Here is a 17,721-nt window from a genome sequence, read left to right as displayed (position 1 = left end):
AATCGCCTTTTACTTTGGCACGTAGCTGCTCAGGTACTTTTTAACGGCTCCAAGCCGCGAGTAGCGAGTCGTGAGTAAGGAGGCAGAAGTAAGTAGCAGTGTTCAGTTGCGGTTTTACTTGCGAGCCGCAAGTTCCAAGCTCCTGGCATCCAATGACCAATCACCAACCAATCCCCAGGCTCATTCGTTGATATTCATCCGGGCGAAAGGTATCGCATCCTGCCCGATAAACTCGCGTTTCTGGTATTTGTAGTAACCGGTAATGGCAATCATGGCTGCATTGTCCATCGTAAAGGCAAATTTAGGAATGAACAGGTTCCACCGTCGCTTTTGCGCCTCGGCGCGCAAGGCATTTTGCAGTCCCGAATTGGCCGAGACTCCTCCTGCCACCGTTATTTCGCGAATACCTGTCTGTTTGGCCGCTTTCACCAGTTTGTCCATTAAAATATCGATGATGGTTTTTTGCAGCGAGGCGCATAAATCAGGCTTATTCTCTTCAATAAAGTTTTCATTCTCCTGCAAACGGTCGCGCAGAAAATACAAGAAGCTGGTTTTTAATCCGCTAAAACTGTAATCGAGCTCATTTATCCGCGGTTTGGCAAACTGAAATGCCCCGGCATTTCCTTCTTTGGCCAACCGGTCAATCATGGGTCCGCCGGGATAGGGCATGCCCATCACTTTGGCACATTTGTCGAACGCCTCGCCGGCAGCATCATCAATGGTTTGGCCGATCACCTCCATTTCCAGGTAATCTTTCACCAGGATGATCTGCGAATTTCCTCCGCTCACCAACAGGCACAAATGCGGAAATTCCGGTTCCCGGAATTCAACATCCTTTTCCCGGATAAAGTGCGCCAGAACATGCCCCTGCAAATGATTAATATCGATCATCGGGATGCCCGAGGCCAAAGCAAATCCCTTGGCAAACGATGTGCCGACCAGTAACGACCCCAGTAAGCCCGGACCCCGCGTAAATGCAACGGCCGTAATTTCGCCGCGCTTAACGCCTGCCTGTTTCATGGCCTGATCAACCACTGGCACAATGTTTTGCTGATGTGCTCTCGAAGCCAATTCGGGCACCACCCCGCCGTAGGCTTCATGGACTTTTTGGCTGGCAATGATGTTCGATAGCAGGTAACCGTTCCGGATCACCGAAGCCGATGTATCATCGCAGGAAGATTCAATCCCCAAAATTGTAATATCTTGTATTTGTCCCATTAATTTTTCGTTGCAATTTTTAAATATATTTCACAAGTACACCTAACGAAATCCATCGAATTTAGTTTATTTTGCTTTAAATACAGGAAGGCAAAAATATTAAAAAATCATTCAAAATATCACTCTGGGTTCTGGGCACACTGGCCGTGCTTATGTTATCGCTTTTTCTGGCTTTTCAGGCAAGCGTTGTACAAACATTCATTGCCCGCCAGATTACCAAACATCTGTCTGAGAAGCTAAATGCGAAGATCAGCATCAAGCGGGTTGACATCGCTTTTTTCAACAAGATTATTCTGAATGAAATGCTTGTTGAAGATCAAAAAGCCGACACACTTTTCTATGTAAACAAATTGGTTGCTTCGATTAATAAATTCAGCCTGAAACGGAAAAGCGTGAGCTTATCGTCGTTGGCTATGCTTGACACCCGGCTGTATGTATCGCTCGATGAAGATCACCTGCCAAACTACAAATTTCTGATTGATGCGCTTCGAAAACCAAAGAAAGAAGATCAGGTGCAAAGCTGGGACATTTCGTGCCGGAATTTCATCTTTAACGATACCCGCCTGGGCTATTCCTATTTCCAGAAAGAAGACGTTCACCTGATTGACTTGTATAATATACAGCTTGACCTGACAGACCTGCACCTGCATCAGGATTCGATTTCATTCCGGATCAACCAGCTTAGTTTTGACGACAATAAGTCCTTTGAATTGAGTACGATGAGCGTCAATTTCGTTTCTTATCAACATATCATCAAGCTGAATGATTTAAAGCTGATGACCCCGAATTCAAAAATCGTCGATGCCAATTTTACGATCGATCAGACCAACCTAGACAAAGGACAAGATCTGACTTATTCTGAAATTGACCTGGAATTAAATGAATCTATTCTCGATTTACAGGACTTGTCGCAGTTTGTACCTTCACTGAAAGGAATGGATTTGGAAATGAACCTGTCAGGCCATGTTTACGGCACCCTGAAAGACCTGAAGGCCAAAGACCTTTCCATCAGTTTCGGAGACTATTCGACCCTCACCTGCGATTTTTACGTCAACGGACTCCCGAATATCGAAGAATCGTACATGTACCTCGACTTGAAAAATCTGACAACCGACTTCAGAGACATCCGCAAAGTCAGATTGCCTGACTCTGCCGAACGAAGATTCCCCGATATTCCCGATTTTTTATACGATGCCGGCCTAATTCAATACCGTGGAAATTTTTCGGGATTCTGGAGTGATTTCGTAGCCTATGGTTCGCTGAAATCGAACTTTGGTCGATTGGATACCGACCTTTCGTTTAATCCCTCGTCGAATAATTCACTGGAAATAAAAGGACATCTGAAAACGGTAAATTTTGGTTTAGGAAAATTGGTTAACGCCGACGATTTAGGAGCCATTACATTTAACGGCGAGATTAGCGGAAGCTATCAAAAATCAAGGAAAAATTTCACTGCAAATATTGACGGGGTAATCGACAGTATTTTTTTCAACTCCTACCAATATAAAAACGTCATTCTTGATGGGCAGGTACAGGATCAAAAGTTCGAAGGTGATTTAAGTATTGACGATAAAAACCTGAAAGCCCGATTCGCCGGAAAAGTAGACCTGAACCCGAAAATACCGGTTTTCGACTTTGAGCTTCTGCTCAACAGGGCTAACCTGGTGGCTTTGAATATTGACAAAAAGTATCGGTATTCGGACCTCACCTTAGACATGAAAGCCAATTTTACCGGGAATAGCATTGACAACCTGAACGGAACCATTTGGTTCGACGATGGTTTATATGCCAACGAAAACGATTTTTTCCTGTTAAACAGCCTGATAATTTCCACCTTTACCGACCAGGATAAGAATCTGCAACTCCGGTCCGATTTTGTCGATTTGGATATCAAGGGCTCATACTCTTTCGTCACCATCAAACAGGGTTTTGAAAATCTGATTCACCATTATATCCCCGCGTCGGGAATTGAATACCAGGCAACCCCGGGTTTAAATAATTTCAACTTTGAAATAAAAATCAAAAATGCCGACCTCGTTACGCAAACCTTGTTTCCGAACCTGTATATCAGTCCATCCAATATACTCGGCCGGTTTGACGAAAAAAAGCATCAGATCGATCTGTACACCGAAATTCCCCTGATTGAGTATAACGACATGGTTTTTAAAGGATATTCATTGTCTCTTCACTCGGCTGAACAACTTAGCGCAAAAAGCCGGCTCGAAGAATTTCAGACCAGCAACGGACAAAAACTGTATAACGTGGCTTTCCTGTCGGACGCAAAAAATAACGGCATGCAAGCCAAAGTGGTATGGAATAATTACGATACCCGGACATACAGCGGCGAAATTGAAACGAAAGTCAATTTTTCGATGGAAACGCCAGGTGAACCGCATATCGATCTCTCTGTTTTGCCAACCAAAATTTACCTGGCCGATACCTTGTGGAATATCCAGCCGTCGACCATTAAAATTGATTCGTCCCGGATTGAGGTGAACAATTTCGTCATTTCCAACAACAAACAGTATTTTGCACTCGACGGGGTCATTTCGAAGGACAAAAGCGAACGCATCAATCTGAAAGTAAACGAATTTAACCTGAACAACCTGAATCTGGTTGTCGATAAAAAGCTCAACTTTCAGGGTTTATTAAGCGGCACAGCCAGTGTTTTTGACATTTACGAGAAAGCGCTGCTCATGTCAGATCTTAAGATCCGGGATTTTAAATACGGCGAACGAGATATCGGCGACATCAGCATCCTGAGTAAATGGGACCGACCTTCGCAATCGATCCAATCGGAATTGATTGTTGACAACAACAACCGGCAAGTCTTATACGGTTATGGCAGTTATATGCCTTCGCGCGACAGCCTCGACTTTACGGTCAATGTCGATAACCTGTCCCTGACTGTGCTTCAGCCGGTTCTCGAAAACAGTTTTAGTAATATCCACGGCAACGCAACCGGCGAAATCAAAATATACGGGAACCCGGATAAAATACTGATGCGGGGAGACGTTTACGGAAACAATGCCGGATTTTCGCTCGATTATTTGCAGATGAGCTATTATTTCAGCGACCTGGTTAAATTTCGTGGCGATTCCATCGTTTTCGACAAGATTACAGTCTACGATTTCGAAGGAAATAAAGGAACGTTCAACGGATCGATCCGGCACGATAACTTTGAAAATATGGACTATGACCTCCGGCTTCAATCGTCCAGATTTCTGGCCATCAATACCACCTCCCGCCACAACGAACAGTTTTACGGCAAAATATACGCGAACGGAATACTTCATATTACCGGGAAAGGATCGGAAATCTGGCTGAACGGCTCCGCCCGGACCATGAACGGCACCACCATTAACATCTCGCTCGATTACGATAAGGAAGCGCAGGTTTACGACTTCATCCGCTTTATCAACAGCAAGGACTCCGTTGTCAGCAAGGAACGGATCTTGCCTAAAAGCAGATCAAAAACCTGGATGAATTTTGATGTCGACATCAGTCCCGACGCCCGGTTCCAGTTAATTTATAATTCGCAGATCGGCGATATGATCAGGTCGCAGGGGAACGGCAACCTTCAGATCGAAATTGATCCGGATTTTAATATCAATATGTCCGGGACCTTTCATGTAGAGAAAGGAGATTACCTGTTTACCCTTCAAAATGTGATCAACAAAAAGTTTGAAATCGAACAGGGCGGGTCCATCAGGTGGAGCGGAGACCCGTACAACGCCGACATCAACCTGAGCGCGATCTACCGGCTGCGGGCCACTTTAAACGAATTATTTGCCGGGACGAATGAATATATTGACCAGAACATGCGTATCCCGGTTAATTGTAAAATTCGGCTGACCGACAACCTGAACAATCCGTCCATCGCGTTCGATATTGCTTTCCCCTCAGCCGAAAAAAGAATCGAAGAGCAGGTCAGGCAATTTTTCAGCACCGAAGAAGATATGAACCGCCAGATTTTGTCGTTACTGGTACTGGGGCGTTTTTATACTCCGGAATACCTGCGGGGTTCGTATGAAGCATCGAATCCAAACCTGGTGGGCACTACATCGAGCGAGCTTTTCTCGAACCAGCTGAGTAACTGGCTGTCGCAAATCAGCAATGACTTCGACATTGGGGTAAATTACCGCCCCGGCAGCCAGATGAGTAACGACGAGATTGAACTGGCGCTGAGTACGCAGATTTTCAACGACCGCGTTACGGTAAACGGCAACATCGGCAATAACAGTACGCAGGCGGTGGCTGCCAACAATGCCAATATTGTCGGCGACTTCGATATTAATGTAAAACTCACCCGCAACGGGAAATTACAGTTTAAAGCCTACAATCATTCCAATACCAACATTATTTACGAAACTTCGCCCTATACACAGGGAATCGGTCTTGTTTACCGAGAGAATTACGACACCTTTGACGAACTGTGGGCGAAATTCACCCGCTTGTTCCGGAAGAAAACTACTGTAACGTCCCGTTAAGGTGAAAAATACCCGGTTCGGCTGAGATTCATTTCAAACTACCGGATTTCTTCACTTATTCATTCCTCCGTTTGCTCATAAAATGCCTGAACACCCGGATAATGAAACTTCTTACGGGCCACATTTTCGGGGTAAATAAAATAGTTAATCCTTGCCTCGGTGCACAAAGTACCTTCGGCATTAAACAATTGTGCGAGGATTGTAGCAATCCGTTTATTTTGTTCCAGCAAGCGGCCACGAAGGACAACTTTTCCCTGGTTGGTATAAACCGGATTCGTGTATTTAACCTGCATCTCCGTGGTCACGCCCGCTGTTTGGCATTTGGTATACACCACCCAGGCCGCTATCTCGTCAAGCAAAGTAGCCTGAATTCCTCCATGCAATACGTTAACCCATCCCATAAACTCACGCCGTGGCAGCCATTCGGCATAAAGTCCTTCCCCATCGTCCCAAAATTCCAGCTTTATCCCGACCGGGTTATGGGGAGAACAACCAATACACTGATATTGATCCGGATCATCGTTCAGGTGTACATTGAGTATTTTCTTCATGCGATAAAAAAAGAAAGCCGGCTACAGAACCGGCTATACGTGTTTAGTTATTTCCAAGAATAAGCGGGAGTCCGTCTTTTCCGCTTCCTACCACCACGACTTTTGCATTCGGTGATTGAGCCAAATCCAGCGTAGCTTCAATACCGCGTTGTTTCAGAATATTATCCGTCAAACTGGAGTTAATGATCCGGTTAAATGCCGCGATACCTTCTGCCTCAATCCGTTTACGTTCAGCCTCCGAAGTTTCCCGGGTCAGTCTGAACTGGTAAGCAAGCGCTTCCTGTTCCTGTTTCAGCTTGTTTTCGATCGCGATCCGGATCTGGTCGGGCAGATTGATGGAACGGATTAGCAAGGCACGCATGTCGATATTGTTTGCTTCCAGAATCTCTTTCGTCTCGTTAATAATGGAAGATTCCACCTCGCTTCGTTTCGTCGAATAAATTTCTTCGGCAGTGTACCGACCTGCTACCTGACGGACCGATGAACGGACCTCGGGAACAATCAGTTGCTCAATAAACCGTTTCCCAAATACTTCGTGAAGGTAACCGATCTGGTTGTACATGGGATTAAACCTGACCGACACGTCGACGTTTAACGACAAACCGTTTTTATCCAGCACATCCATGGTCTCTTCCCGCTGCTGTTCTTTCACATCGTAGACAATCATATCATTCCAGGGAGCAACAATATGAAACCCGGGAATATAAATATGTTCCTTATCCAGTCCCGAACTGAACGGACGGAAAATGATCGCCCGCTCGCCGGGCTGAATGGTCACAAACATGTTGCTGCCAAAAATGATGAGCACAACAAACACAACTGCAGCGATAATGAGGTAAGATTTTTTTAAGGAATTCATCGTGGTAAGTTTTCAATTATGATTTCTGTAAAAATAGCGGATTTTGCCCAATTTCAGCCTGTTCACGGTTAATAAAAGTAAAAAACACCGGTGATAATCCAAAAAGGATTGCCGTCTGATTCGATTTTTTATTTAGTTTTGAAGATATTCAAAAATAAAATTTGACATGATAGGTCCTTCCGAACTCATTATTAATCAGGATGGGAGTATTTTCCACCTGCATCTGAAACCTGAACAACTGGCAGATCATGTACTATTGGTTGGCGACCCCGGACGGGTTGAGATGATTTCGGCTTACTTTTCGGCTATTGAAATGAAAATCCGGAACCGGGAGTTTGTTTCGGTTACCGGCGTCTACAATAATCAGCGGATTACCGTTGTTTCTACCGGAATTGGTACCGACAACATTGATATCGTAATGAACGAACTGGATGCTTTGGTGAATATTGACTTCAAAACCCGTGAAATCAGGCCCGTGAAACGTTCGCTGAACATCATCCGTATCGGCACATCGGGCGGATTGCAGGATTTTTTGGATCTGAATTCATTTGTCCTGTCCGAAAAAGCCATCGGGTTTGACGGCCTGCTGAATTTTTATGCTGACCGGAACACGGTTTCGGAACCCGATTTTGAAAAACAGTTTAAAACCCACCTTAACTGGAACCCCATTCTGACTTCGCCCTACGTAGTCAGCTGCTCAAAATTCTTGTACAATAAAATGGCCAACGACGATTTTACGTCCGGTGTAACTATTTCGGCTCCGGGATTTTACGGGCCTCAGGGAAGGGTTTTACGACTGGAAATCATTGATCCTGATATCAATAAGAAAATTGAATCGTTCAGTTATGGCCAATATAAAATCACCAATTACGAAATGGAATGTTCGGCCATATACGGCTTGGCTGCCTTGCTGGGTCATCAGGCCTTAACGGTTTGCCTGATTATTGCCAACCGATTAAGTAAAAATGCCAATGGCGATTACCAGAAAGAGATGAAAAAACTAATCAAATTGATACTGGACCGGTTAACATCTTAATCAGGCAAGCAGGATGAAAGAAGAAAAATTACAGGCGCTCATCGCGTTGCTCGACGACCCCGATCAGGCGGTTTACCGGATGGTTGAAAAAGAGCTGTTGCAGGAGGATGTTAAAATCATCGACCAGTTGGAACAGGTCTGGGAAACCAGTCTGGATGAACTAATGCAAAACCGGATTGAAAACCTGATCCAGCAGATCCAGTTTGCCGACACCCGCAGGAAAATCAGGAACTGGTCTAAACAGGAAAAAGTAGATCTGTTTGAGGGATTTTTCCTGATCAGTCAATACCAATATCCGGAGTTAAAGCTGAAAACAATCAAAAACAAGATCAGAAAAATCAGCAGCGACGTTTGGCTGGAAATCAGCAACAAGCTCACGTCAATTGAGAAAGTAACTATCCTGAATCACATATTTTACGATGTGAACAAGTTTACCATCAACCTGAGCAACCTGCAATCGCCTCAAAACTGCTACCTCAACCAATTACTCGAGACCAAAAAGGGGAATGCCGTATCCATTGCCATTTTGTATACCCTCGTTGCCCGGGAGCTTAATTTCCCGGTGCAACTCATCGACTTTCCCCGAAATCCGCTGCTTGCCTACATCGATCCTGAAACCGCCAGAAAAGCGCATGGCGAAGATTATCCTTCGCCGGTTTTGTTTTACATCAATCCATCGAACCGGGGCGCTATTATCGGACGAAAGGAGATTGAATTTTTTCTCAAAAAAAATGAACAGATCAACGAAGAAATCTTTTACGAACCCTGCGAAGACCGCGTTATTATTAAAAAACTCATCGAAAGTTTAATTGAAGCTTACGATGCGCAAGGCTTTCAGGATAAGGTGGACGACTTGACTTCCATCGCGGGTTTATTGTAAAAACAGGAATTTCAAATTCTCCGAAATACCGATTCCGGGTACGCGATATCTGCCAAAAAAAGTCCTTCGGGAGGAGCTGAAGCGCCGGCAGCGCCCCGGTCTTTTGCTTCGATAATTTGCCTGAAGTCGTCGATGGTCAATTTATACCGGCCAATTTCGACCATTGTTCCAACAATGGCCCTCACCATATTCCGAAGAAAACGATCGGCCTTTATCGTAAAAATCAACCGGTTTTCCTGCTGTTTCCAATTAGCTTCGTAAATCTTACAGTAATTGGTTTTTACATCGGAATGTAATTTACTAAAACTGGTAAAATCGTCATAATCGAACAAAACAGCACAAGCATCATTCATTTTATCCACATCCAGTTGGCGTAGGTAGTACCAGGAAGTTTCCTGCGAAAAAGGATCTTTTTGCCGGTTGATCAAATAGTGGTAAGTGCGCGAAACTGCATCGAACCGGGCATGGGCTTCGGGACCAACTTTCGTCAGGCGGAAAATCACCAGGTCGGCATTCAAAAAACTGTTCAGTTTATACGCAAAATCAGGATGATCGAGCCTATCTTTTTCTGAATCAAAATGTGCAACAAAATAACCGGCATGCACCCCGGTGTCGGTACGACCGGCGCCGGTCACTGCAATTTCTTCGCGGCAAATGGTACTCAGCGCAATTTCAAGCACCTCCTGTACGCTTTTGGCATTCGGTTGTATCTGCCAACCATGAAAGCGGGTACCATTATAGGCTAATTCAATAAAATAGCGCTGTTTCAAAATCATTCCTTTAAATAAATAAAAAATAACAGCTTGCCGAAAGGCCGAAATTATTATTTTTACAGCTCTTTCATCAGCTTTGGGGCTTAACAACTTTTAACAAAGTTATACCCTTTTTTGTATACAAATGAATTATTTTCGTCAACCATTAAAAAATAATATCAGAACAGTATGAACCAAGCAGTTGACATTCGTGAGCTTAACGAACGAATCCAAAAAGAAAGTTCTTTCGTGGACTTGATCAGCATGGAAATGAACAAAGTGATTGTCGGACAAAAGCACTTAGTAGAAAGCTTATTGATCGGCTTACTTTCCGGCGGCCATATTTTGTTAGAGGGAGTACCCGGTTTAGCAAAAACACTGGCTATCAACACGCTGGCAAAAACCATCAGCGCCGATTTTGCCCGTATTCAGTTCACGCCCGACCTGCTTCCTGCCGACTTGCTGGGTACCTTGATTTACAGCCAGAAAAACGAAGAATTCGTGGTTAAAAAAGGGCCCATCTTTACCAATTTTGTTTTGGCCGACGAGATTAACCGCGCCCCGGCAAAAGTGCAGTCGGCCTTGTTGGAAGCCATGCAGGAAAGGCAAATTACCATCGGCGATAAAACATTTAAGCTTGAAGAACCATTCCTGGTGATGGCCACCCAAAACCCGATTGAGCAGGAAGGAACTTATCCCCTGCCCGAAGCACAGGTCGACCGGTTTATGCTTAAAGTGGTCATCAATTATCCCGGGAAAGAAGAAGAAAAGCTCATCATCCAGCAAAACCTACTGAAACAATTTCCCCAGGCATCAACGGTATTGAAACCTGAAGACATCATCAAAGCACGTGATGTGGTAAAAGACGTTTACCTCGACGAAAAAATCAGCAAATACATTGTCGATATCGTGTTTGCCACCCGAACACCGGCCGATTACAAACTCCATAAATATGTCGATATGATCTCTTATGGCTCCTCGCCGCGTGCGAGCATCAGCCTGGCCCAGGCGGCAAAAGCCTTTGCCTTCATCAAGCGGCGCGGCTATGTCATCCCTGAAGATGTTCGTGCAGTTTGTCCGGATGTGATGCGTCACCGGATCGGATTGAGCTACGAAGCAGAGGCCAACAACGTCACAACCGAAGAAATTATTACTGAAATACTGAATACAGTTGAAGTTCCGTAACGAAGCCAAAATTCCAAGCACAATCAAAAGGAAGGTCATTTTTGAAACATGGAACTTGGAACCTGGAATCTGAAACCTGAAATTTGGAACTTTAATATCTTTATTTGATGGAACATACGGAATTACTTAAGAAGGTTCGGAAGATTGAGATTAAAACCCGCGGGTTAAGCCGGAATATTTTTGCAGGTGAATACCACTCGGCGTTTAAAGGGCGGGGTATGGCATTCAGCGAGGTTCGGGAGTACCAGTTCGGAGATGATGTCCGTAGCATCGACTGGAATGTGACAGCCCGTTACAACAAACCGTATATCAAAATTTTTGAAGAAGAGCGCGAACTGACGGTCATGCTGCTGATTGATGTCAGCGGGTCGCGGGATTTCGGATCGTTCGAAAAATTTAAAAAGAATGTCATCACCGAAATTTCGGCCATCCTGTCATTTTCGGCCATTCAGAATAACGATAAAATTGGCGTTATTTTCTTTTCCGAAAAAATTGAAAAATTCATTCCGCCTAAAAAAGGGAAATCTCATATCCTGCGTATCATTCGTGAGTTGATTGATTTTGAGCCCGAAGACAAAGGAACAAATATTACCGGCGCTCTTCGGTACATGACCAATGCCATAAAAAAACGAAGCACCTGTTTCATCATTTCAGACTTTATTCAGAATGAAGCTGAATTTGAGAAAGCGCTGACCATTGCCAACAGCAAACACGACGTGGTGGCCCTGCGGATCTTCGACGAACGCGAAAGCGCCCTCCCTCCGATCGGTTTAGTCAAATTAAAAGATGCCGAAACCGGAAAGTACGTCTGGGTCGACAGCGGCAGTAAAAAGGTACGGGACACTTACGCGAACTGGTGGCGCGAAACCAACAGCAGGCTTGATTATGCCTTCAAAAAAAGCGGTGTGGATTATGCCAACATCAACACGAAAGAAGACTATGTCAAATCCCTGATGACCCTGTTTAAAAAGCGGGGGCTAAAAGCATAAATAATGAAATTATACATTTATACAATCATCTTCGTCGGCCTTCTGACAATTCATTTCAATCCGCTTCGGGCCCAGCAAGTCCATGTACGGGCGGTGATTGATTCGACAAATGTGCTGATCGGCGATCAGTTTAACCTACGTCTTGAAGTGGACCAACCCAAAAGCGCCCGTGTAGAATTCCCGGAATTTGGCGATTCCTTGTCGGCAACCGTCGAAATCGTGGCCAGCTCGCCGCTGGATACTTTTCAGTTGGATGCAAGTGAACAAATCAAGATCATTCAAAACCTGACCATCACCTCTTTCGACACCGGCAAACAAGTGGTTCCGTCATTAAAATTTCAGTTGAAATACCAGGACATCGCGCAAATTATCGAAAGCCAACCAGCCGAATTTTATGTGCACGGGATGGAAATTGATACCACCAAAGGACCGGTGGATATCAAAATGCCCTATGCTGCCCCGGTTACCTTAAAGGAAGTTTCGCCTTATATCTTAGGCACCATCCTGATCGGAGCCCTGATCTTTTTCCTGTTCTATTACATCGAACGCCGGAAAAGGAACAAACCTGTTTTCGGATGGACAGAAAAACCCAAAGATCCTGCTCATGTCGTGGCGCTTCGGGAATTGGATCGGATTAAGGAACAAAAATTGTGGCAGCAAAACCAGGTAAAATTGTACTACAGCGACATTTCCGACACGTTGCGTATTTATATTGAAGAACGTTTTGGCATTAATGCGATGGAATACACAACCGACGAAACCATCCGGGCATTTGAATCTCAGAAAGGATTGCTGAACGGGAAAAACTTCAACGAGCTGAAGGACATCCTCAGTTTGTCGGATCTCGTAAAATTTGCCAAATACCACCCGCTGCCCGATGACCACAATATGACCCTGATGAACGCCTACTTCTTTGTAAATGATACGAAAGCGGAAGAAAAGAAAACGACTCAGGAGAAAGATGAACGGGAAGGCGACGATGTTGTTTTAAAATAGAGAAGAAATGAACGGAATTACATTTAAAAATCCGGAGTTTTTTTATTTGTTGTTTGTATTGGTCCCCATGCTGGCCTGGTACATTTTCAGATACCGGCGAGCCGGTGCGAGTATCAGGTACTCTACGACAATGGGATTTAGTACGATACCGGCTACCTGGAAGCATTACCTGCGCCATTTGCCTTTTGTGCTGCAACTGGCAGGTATTTCGTTGCTTACGGTAGCGCTGGCGCGGCCCCAATCGTCAAACAGCTGGCAAAATGTAACCACTGAAGGAATCGACATGGTAATCGCCCTCGACATTTCCAGTTCGATGCTTGCCCGCGACTTTCAACCCAACCGGCTTGAAGCAGCGAAAGAGGTGGCCACCCGTTTTATTTCGGGAAGGTCGAATGACAAGATCGGGCTGGTCGTTTTCTCGGGCGAGAGTTTCACCCAGTGTCCGCTGACCACCGATCATGCGGTACTGATTAACCTGTTCAAAGACATCCACAGCGGTATGATTGAAGACGGGACAGCTATCGGCAACGGTCTGGCCACTTCTGTTGCCCGGCTGAAAGAAAGCGACGCCATTAGCAAAGTCATCATTCTGCTGACCGACGGAGAGAACAACCGGGGAGAAATTGCACCGGTAACAGCGGCCGAACTGGCCAAAACATTTGGGATCAGGGTTTACACCATCGGAGTAGGAACGATCGGCACAGCCCCCTACCCGATGCAAACGCCCTTTGGCACACAAATTCGCGACGTGGAAGTTAAAATTGACGAAGAAACCCTGCAAAAAATATCCGATCTCACCGACGGCAGTTATTTCAGAGCTACCAATAACGATAAGCTGAAACAGATTTATGAACAAATCGACCAGCTCGAGAAATCGAAAATCGAAGTAAAAGAATACAGCCGGAAAGATGAAGAATACGAACGATACGCCATCCTGGCCGGATTAATCCTGCTTGCCGGTTTATTCTTAAAAACAACCCTATTCCGAAACATTCCTTAAGTGAAACGATATGGAAATGTTCAGATTTGCAAATAACGAATACCTCTACGCCCTGGCCATCGTTCCGCTGCTCCTGGTTGTGTTTGTCTTAACCAGACTGCACCGCCGAAGAGCTTTGGCTAAATTCGGGCAGAAAGAAATTGTCGACCAGTTGATGCCCAATGTCAGCAAAAACCGGCCGTTCATAAAATTTTTCGTATGGATGCTGGCTATCAGTTCGGTCATTTTAGCCATTGCCCGACCTCAATTTGGCAGCAAACTAAAAACCGAAAAACGATCGGGCGTCGAACTGATCATCGCACTGGACGTTTCGAACTCCATGATGGCCGAAGATATTCAGCCCAACCGGCTGGAGCGGGCCAAACGGGCCATTTCGCGGCTGGTAGACAACCTCAATAACGACAAAATCGGCTTAATTGTATTTGCAGGAGACGCCTATACTCAATTGCCGATTACCTCCGATTATTCATCGGCCAAGTTATTCCTGAATGCCGTCAGCACAAACATTGTTCCCCGGCAGGGAACAGCGATCGGCGCGGCAATCAACCTGGCGGTTAATTCATTCAGCCCTCAGTTTCAAGGCAACAAGGCCATTATCATCATTACCGACGGAGAAAACCATGAAGATGACGCGGTTGGAGCAGCCACTGCTGCCGCCGGAAACGGAATTATTGTCCATACCATCGGAATGGGCTTACCACAGGGAGCGCCAATTCCGGTCATTCGCAACGGACAACGCGATTACCGGAAAGATAAAGACGGACAGGTGGTGATCACCAAGCTCGACGAACAGATGCTGCAAAAAATTGCAGCTGCCGGAAACGGGATTTATGTGCGGGCAAACAATGCGCAGGTCGGTTTAAATACCCTTTTCAACGAAATTAACAAGATGGAGGAAGCGGAACTGGAATCACTGGTTTACTCGGAGTATGAAGATCAGTTTCAATGGTTTATTGGGCTGGCTCTACTATTTATTCTGCTTGATTTTTTGATCTTGGAACGGAAAAACAAATATTTGAAAAACATCAGGTTATTTGGAAAATGAAAACAAAATTGCTGACATATTCAGGATTATCCATCCTCCTTGTTTGCCTGACCAGCCTTGGGGTTCAGGCGCAAAATGAACGAAAATTCGTCCGCCAGGGAAATAAAATTTACGAGAACGCCCTGGCCGATACCACCAGGCTGGATACCCTGAGTTTCAGCCTGGCCGAAACGGCGTACCGGCGCGCGTTAGACAAACGCCCGGATGATTTAAAATGGAACTTCAACCTGGGCGATGCGCTTTACAAACAAATGAAATTTGAAGAATCGACAGGTAAATTCAATGAAATAGCAGAGAAAAGTACCGATAAAACCGAAAAATCACGGGCTTACCACAACACAGGAAACTCCCTGCTGATGCAAAACAAACTGGACGAAAGCATTGCGGCCTACAAAAATGCCTTGCGAAACAACCCGAATGATTTGGAAACCAAATACAACCTGCTTTATGCCATGAACCTGAAAAAACGTCAGGACGAACAAAAGCAAAAACAAGATCAAAACAAGGATCAGCAGGACAAGGACAAGGACAAGAATAAAGACAAAGACAAGGACAAGGACAAGGACAAGGACAAGGACAAGGACAAGGACAAGGAGAAAGATCAAAATAAAGATAATCAGGATCAGAACCAGGATAAAAAGCAGGATCAGCAAAATCAGCAACCGCAGGAACAAAAGATTTCAAAGGAAAATGCGGAACGATTGTTGCAAGCCTTGCAAAACGATGAAGAAAAAATACAGGAAAAAGTAAAAAAAGCACAAGCTGAAAAGGCCCGGCAGCGACAAACGGATAAAGACTGGTAAGCATAAAATTTAAAGCCCTTTCCACAAAATAAAAAAACTGATTATTTGTTACTTTTAAACCGGATTTAATCAAAATAGGATGAGCCAAATGTTTCGAAGAATCATGATCTCTGTTTTTCTGCTGATTTCTGCCATGTATGTGATGGCCGACAACGTTCGTTTTGTTATGTCGGGCCCTAATGTGGTGACAATTGGCGAACAATTCAGGCTTTCGTTTACCCTGAACGACAGAGGGAGCGACCTCAAATTGCCCGACATGTCTGGTTTTGACATCTTAATGGGACCATCAACCTCGCAAAGCTCCAGCTTTCAGATGATAAATGGTCAAACCACGCAATCGGTCACTTTTTCGTATATCTTCATTCTTCGGGCAAAAGAAGAAGGCAGCTTCACCATTCGTCCCGCATCCATCAAAGTTGACGGGAAAGTTTATGAATCAAACGACCTGAAAATACAAGTTGTGAAGGCACAGGCTTCTCAGCAAAGCCAGCCTCAACAGCAACAAGCGCAACCACAGGAACAAACAAGTGCTTCAACCGAACTCAGTAAAGAAGATTTATTTGTACGGGTTGAACTCGACAAACAAAATGTATATAAAGGAGAACAAATCCTTGCCACGGTAAAAATCTATGTTTCTCCCGATGTCCCCATTACCAGTTTCGATGATGTAAAAATTCCTTCCTTTGAAGGGTTTTGGACTCAAAACATCGACATACCTAACCAAATCAGTTTTTCGCGCGAAGTATACAATAATAAGATCTACCAGGTTGGCGTGCTGAAAAAGACCATCCTCTTCCCTCAGCAAACCGGACGAATCAGGATTGATCCTTTCGAAATTACCTGTATGGTCCGCCAGCAAGTGAAACGACAGCGCAGTTTTTTTGACGACTTTTTTGATAATTACCGTACCGTAACCGCTCGGGTTGCCAGTACCCCGGTTACCGTGTCGGTTAAGGAACTGCCCTCTCCCGTTCCTGCCGGTTTCTATGGCGGAGTTGGTAATCTTAATTTTTCTGCTTCATTTGATAAAACCGATGCAAAATCCAATGAAGCTCTTAACTTGAAGATAACTGTCTCCGGGAGCGGAAATTTAAGATTAATTGAAGCGCCCAAGGTAGAATTTCCAGCTGATTTTGAGACCTATGATCCAAAAACAACAGAAAATCTCCGGTCAGCCGAAAGCGGGTTAACCGGCAACAAGACCTTCGAATACCTCGTCATTCCGCGCGTCGAAGGCGATTTCACCATTCCGCCAATCAATTTCTCAACATTTAACCCGGCCACCGGACAATACAAAACTCAGAGTTCACCCGTTTTTCGGTTGCACATTGAAAAAGGCAGCGACGAACAAAATGCGACCGTTACCAGCGCTTTCTCGAAATCGGATGTTCGTTACCTCGGGAAAGACATCCGTTACATCAAGCAGAACCGTTATAAATTGCACGAAAAATCGAGTTCTTTTTATGGCAGTCCGGCCTTCTGGCTTTCTTATCTCGGCTCGTTGCTGGTTTTCCTGATGATCGCATTGGTTTACCGGAAGAAACTGCGTGAAAATGCCAACTTACAACTGGTAAAAAATAAAAAAGCCAATAAAGTTGCCCGCAAACGCTTAAAAGAAGCAGCCAACTTCATGAAAAACAATAAAGCAGAAGAGTTTTACGAAGCAACCCTAAGGGCATTCTGGGGATATTTAAGCGATAAACTGAGCATCCCGGTAGCCGACCTGAACCGGGATAAGGCAACAAAATCGTTAGCCAGCCGCCAGGTTAGCGGCGAAGTCATTGATGAATTTATCCGGATTGTTGACACCTGTGAGTTTGCCCGCTACGCGCCAAGTGCAGCAGGAGGTACACTTGAAGAGTTGTACCGCGAGTCAGTCAGTTTGATGGGAAGACTGGAAAAACAAATTCGTTGAGT

The 17,721-nt window shown here is 44.8% G+C and carries 14 protein-coding genes; 10 read left to right on the top strand and 4 right to left on the bottom strand.

Annotated features, from left to right (window positions below; genetic code table 11):
• Positions 1-180: 180 nt before the first annotated feature.
• Positions 181-1,218, bottom strand: coding sequence for a tRNA (adenosine(37)-N6)-threonylcarbamoyltransferase complex transferase subunit TsaD (gene tsaD / locus AC6H3C_RS12015; protein ID WP_497521086.1), 1,038 nt, complete (start codon positions 1,216-1,218; stop codon positions 181-183).
• Between the two features lie 152 nt (positions 1,219-1,370).
• Here tsaD and AC6H3C_RS12010 point away from each other — a divergent pair, with 152 nt between their 5' ends.
• Positions 1,371-5,708: a translocation/assembly module TamB domain-containing protein gene (locus AC6H3C_RS12010; RefSeq protein WP_497521084.1), complete on the top strand. Its 4,338-nt coding sequence runs from the start codon at positions 1,371-1,373 to the stop codon at positions 5,706-5,708.
• A gap of 59 nt (positions 5,709-5,767) precedes the next feature.
• Here the strand turns inward: AC6H3C_RS12010 and AC6H3C_RS12005 are convergent, their stop codons facing one another.
• The gene (locus AC6H3C_RS12005) at positions 5,768-6,259 is read right to left on the bottom strand and encodes a PaaI family thioesterase (RefSeq protein WP_497521082.1); all 492 of its coding nucleotides are present in this window, start codon (positions 6,257-6,259) and stop codon (positions 5,768-5,770) included.
• A gap of 43 nt (positions 6,260-6,302) precedes the next feature.
• A complete protein-coding gene (locus tag AC6H3C_RS12000) occupies positions 6,303-7,118 on the bottom strand; it encodes a prohibitin family protein (protein WP_497521080.1) in 816 nt (271 codons plus the stop codon).
• A 166-nt stretch (positions 7,119-7,284) separates the two neighbouring features.
• On the opposite strand from AC6H3C_RS12000, the gene AC6H3C_RS11995 reads away from it, so the two are divergent.
• A complete protein-coding gene (locus tag AC6H3C_RS11995; RefSeq protein ID WP_497521078.1) occupies positions 7,285-8,154 on the top strand; it encodes a nucleoside phosphorylase in 870 nt (289 codons plus the stop codon).
• Positions 8,155-8,167: 13 nt separating this feature from the next.
• Positions 8,168-9,034 carry a transglutaminase-like domain-containing protein gene (locus tag AC6H3C_RS11990; RefSeq protein ID WP_497521077.1) on the top strand — a complete coding sequence of 289 codons (867 nt, stop codon included), beginning with the start codon at positions 8,168-8,170 and terminating at the stop codon, positions 9,032-9,034.
• Between the two features lie 11 nt (positions 9,035-9,045).
• Here the strand turns inward: AC6H3C_RS11990 and truA are convergent, their stop codons facing one another.
• A complete protein-coding gene (truA, locus tag AC6H3C_RS11985; protein WP_497521075.1) occupies positions 9,046-9,810 on the bottom strand; it encodes a tRNA pseudouridine(38-40) synthase TruA in 765 nt (254 codons plus the stop codon).
• Between the two features lie 165 nt (positions 9,811-9,975).
• Here truA and AC6H3C_RS11980 point away from each other — a divergent pair, with 165 nt between their 5' ends.
• From AC6H3C_RS11980 to AC6H3C_RS11950, 7 genes are all read left to right on the top strand, one after another.
• Positions 9,976-10,971, top strand: a complete 996-nt coding sequence (locus AC6H3C_RS11980; RefSeq protein WP_432205910.1) for an AAA family ATPase — start codon at positions 9,976-9,978, stop codon at positions 10,969-10,971.
• 107 nt (positions 10,972-11,078) lie between these two features.
• Positions 11,079-11,960 (top strand): DUF58 domain-containing protein, encoded by an 882-nt coding sequence (locus tag AC6H3C_RS11975; protein ID WP_497521073.1) that lies wholly within the window; start codon positions 11,079-11,081, stop codon positions 11,958-11,960.
• 3 nt (positions 11,961-11,963) lie between these two features.
• Complete coding sequence (locus tag AC6H3C_RS11970) at positions 11,964-12,956, top strand: hypothetical protein (protein WP_497521071.1); 993 nt, start codon at positions 11,964-11,966, stop codon at positions 12,954-12,956.
• A 7-nt stretch (positions 12,957-12,963) separates the two neighbouring features.
• Entirely contained in the window at positions 12,964-13,956 is a 993-nt protein-coding gene (locus tag AC6H3C_RS11965; protein ID WP_497521070.1) for a vWA domain-containing protein, read from the top strand.
• Between the two features lie 16 nt (positions 13,957-13,972).
• Positions 13,973-15,001: a VWA domain-containing protein gene (locus tag AC6H3C_RS11960; RefSeq protein WP_497521069.1), complete on the top strand. Its 1,029-nt coding sequence runs from the start codon at positions 13,973-13,975 to the stop codon at positions 14,999-15,001.
• Positions 14,998-15,804 carry a tetratricopeptide repeat protein gene (locus AC6H3C_RS11955; protein WP_497521068.1) on the top strand — a complete coding sequence of 269 codons (807 nt, stop codon included), beginning with the start codon at positions 14,998-15,000 and terminating at the stop codon, positions 15,802-15,804. Before AC6H3C_RS11960 ends, AC6H3C_RS11955 begins: the two co-directional genes overlap by 4 nt.
• A gap of 88 nt (positions 15,805-15,892) precedes the next feature.
• Positions 15,893-17,719, top strand: coding sequence for a BatD family protein (locus tag AC6H3C_RS11950; RefSeq protein WP_497521067.1), 1,827 nt, complete (start codon positions 15,893-15,895; stop codon positions 17,717-17,719).
• Positions 17,720-17,721: the final 2 nt, after the last annotated feature.

The sequence above is a fragment of the Gaoshiqia sp. US2 genome (assembly GCF_059705485.1).
This window is presented reverse-complemented; position numbering and strand designations above follow the sequence as displayed.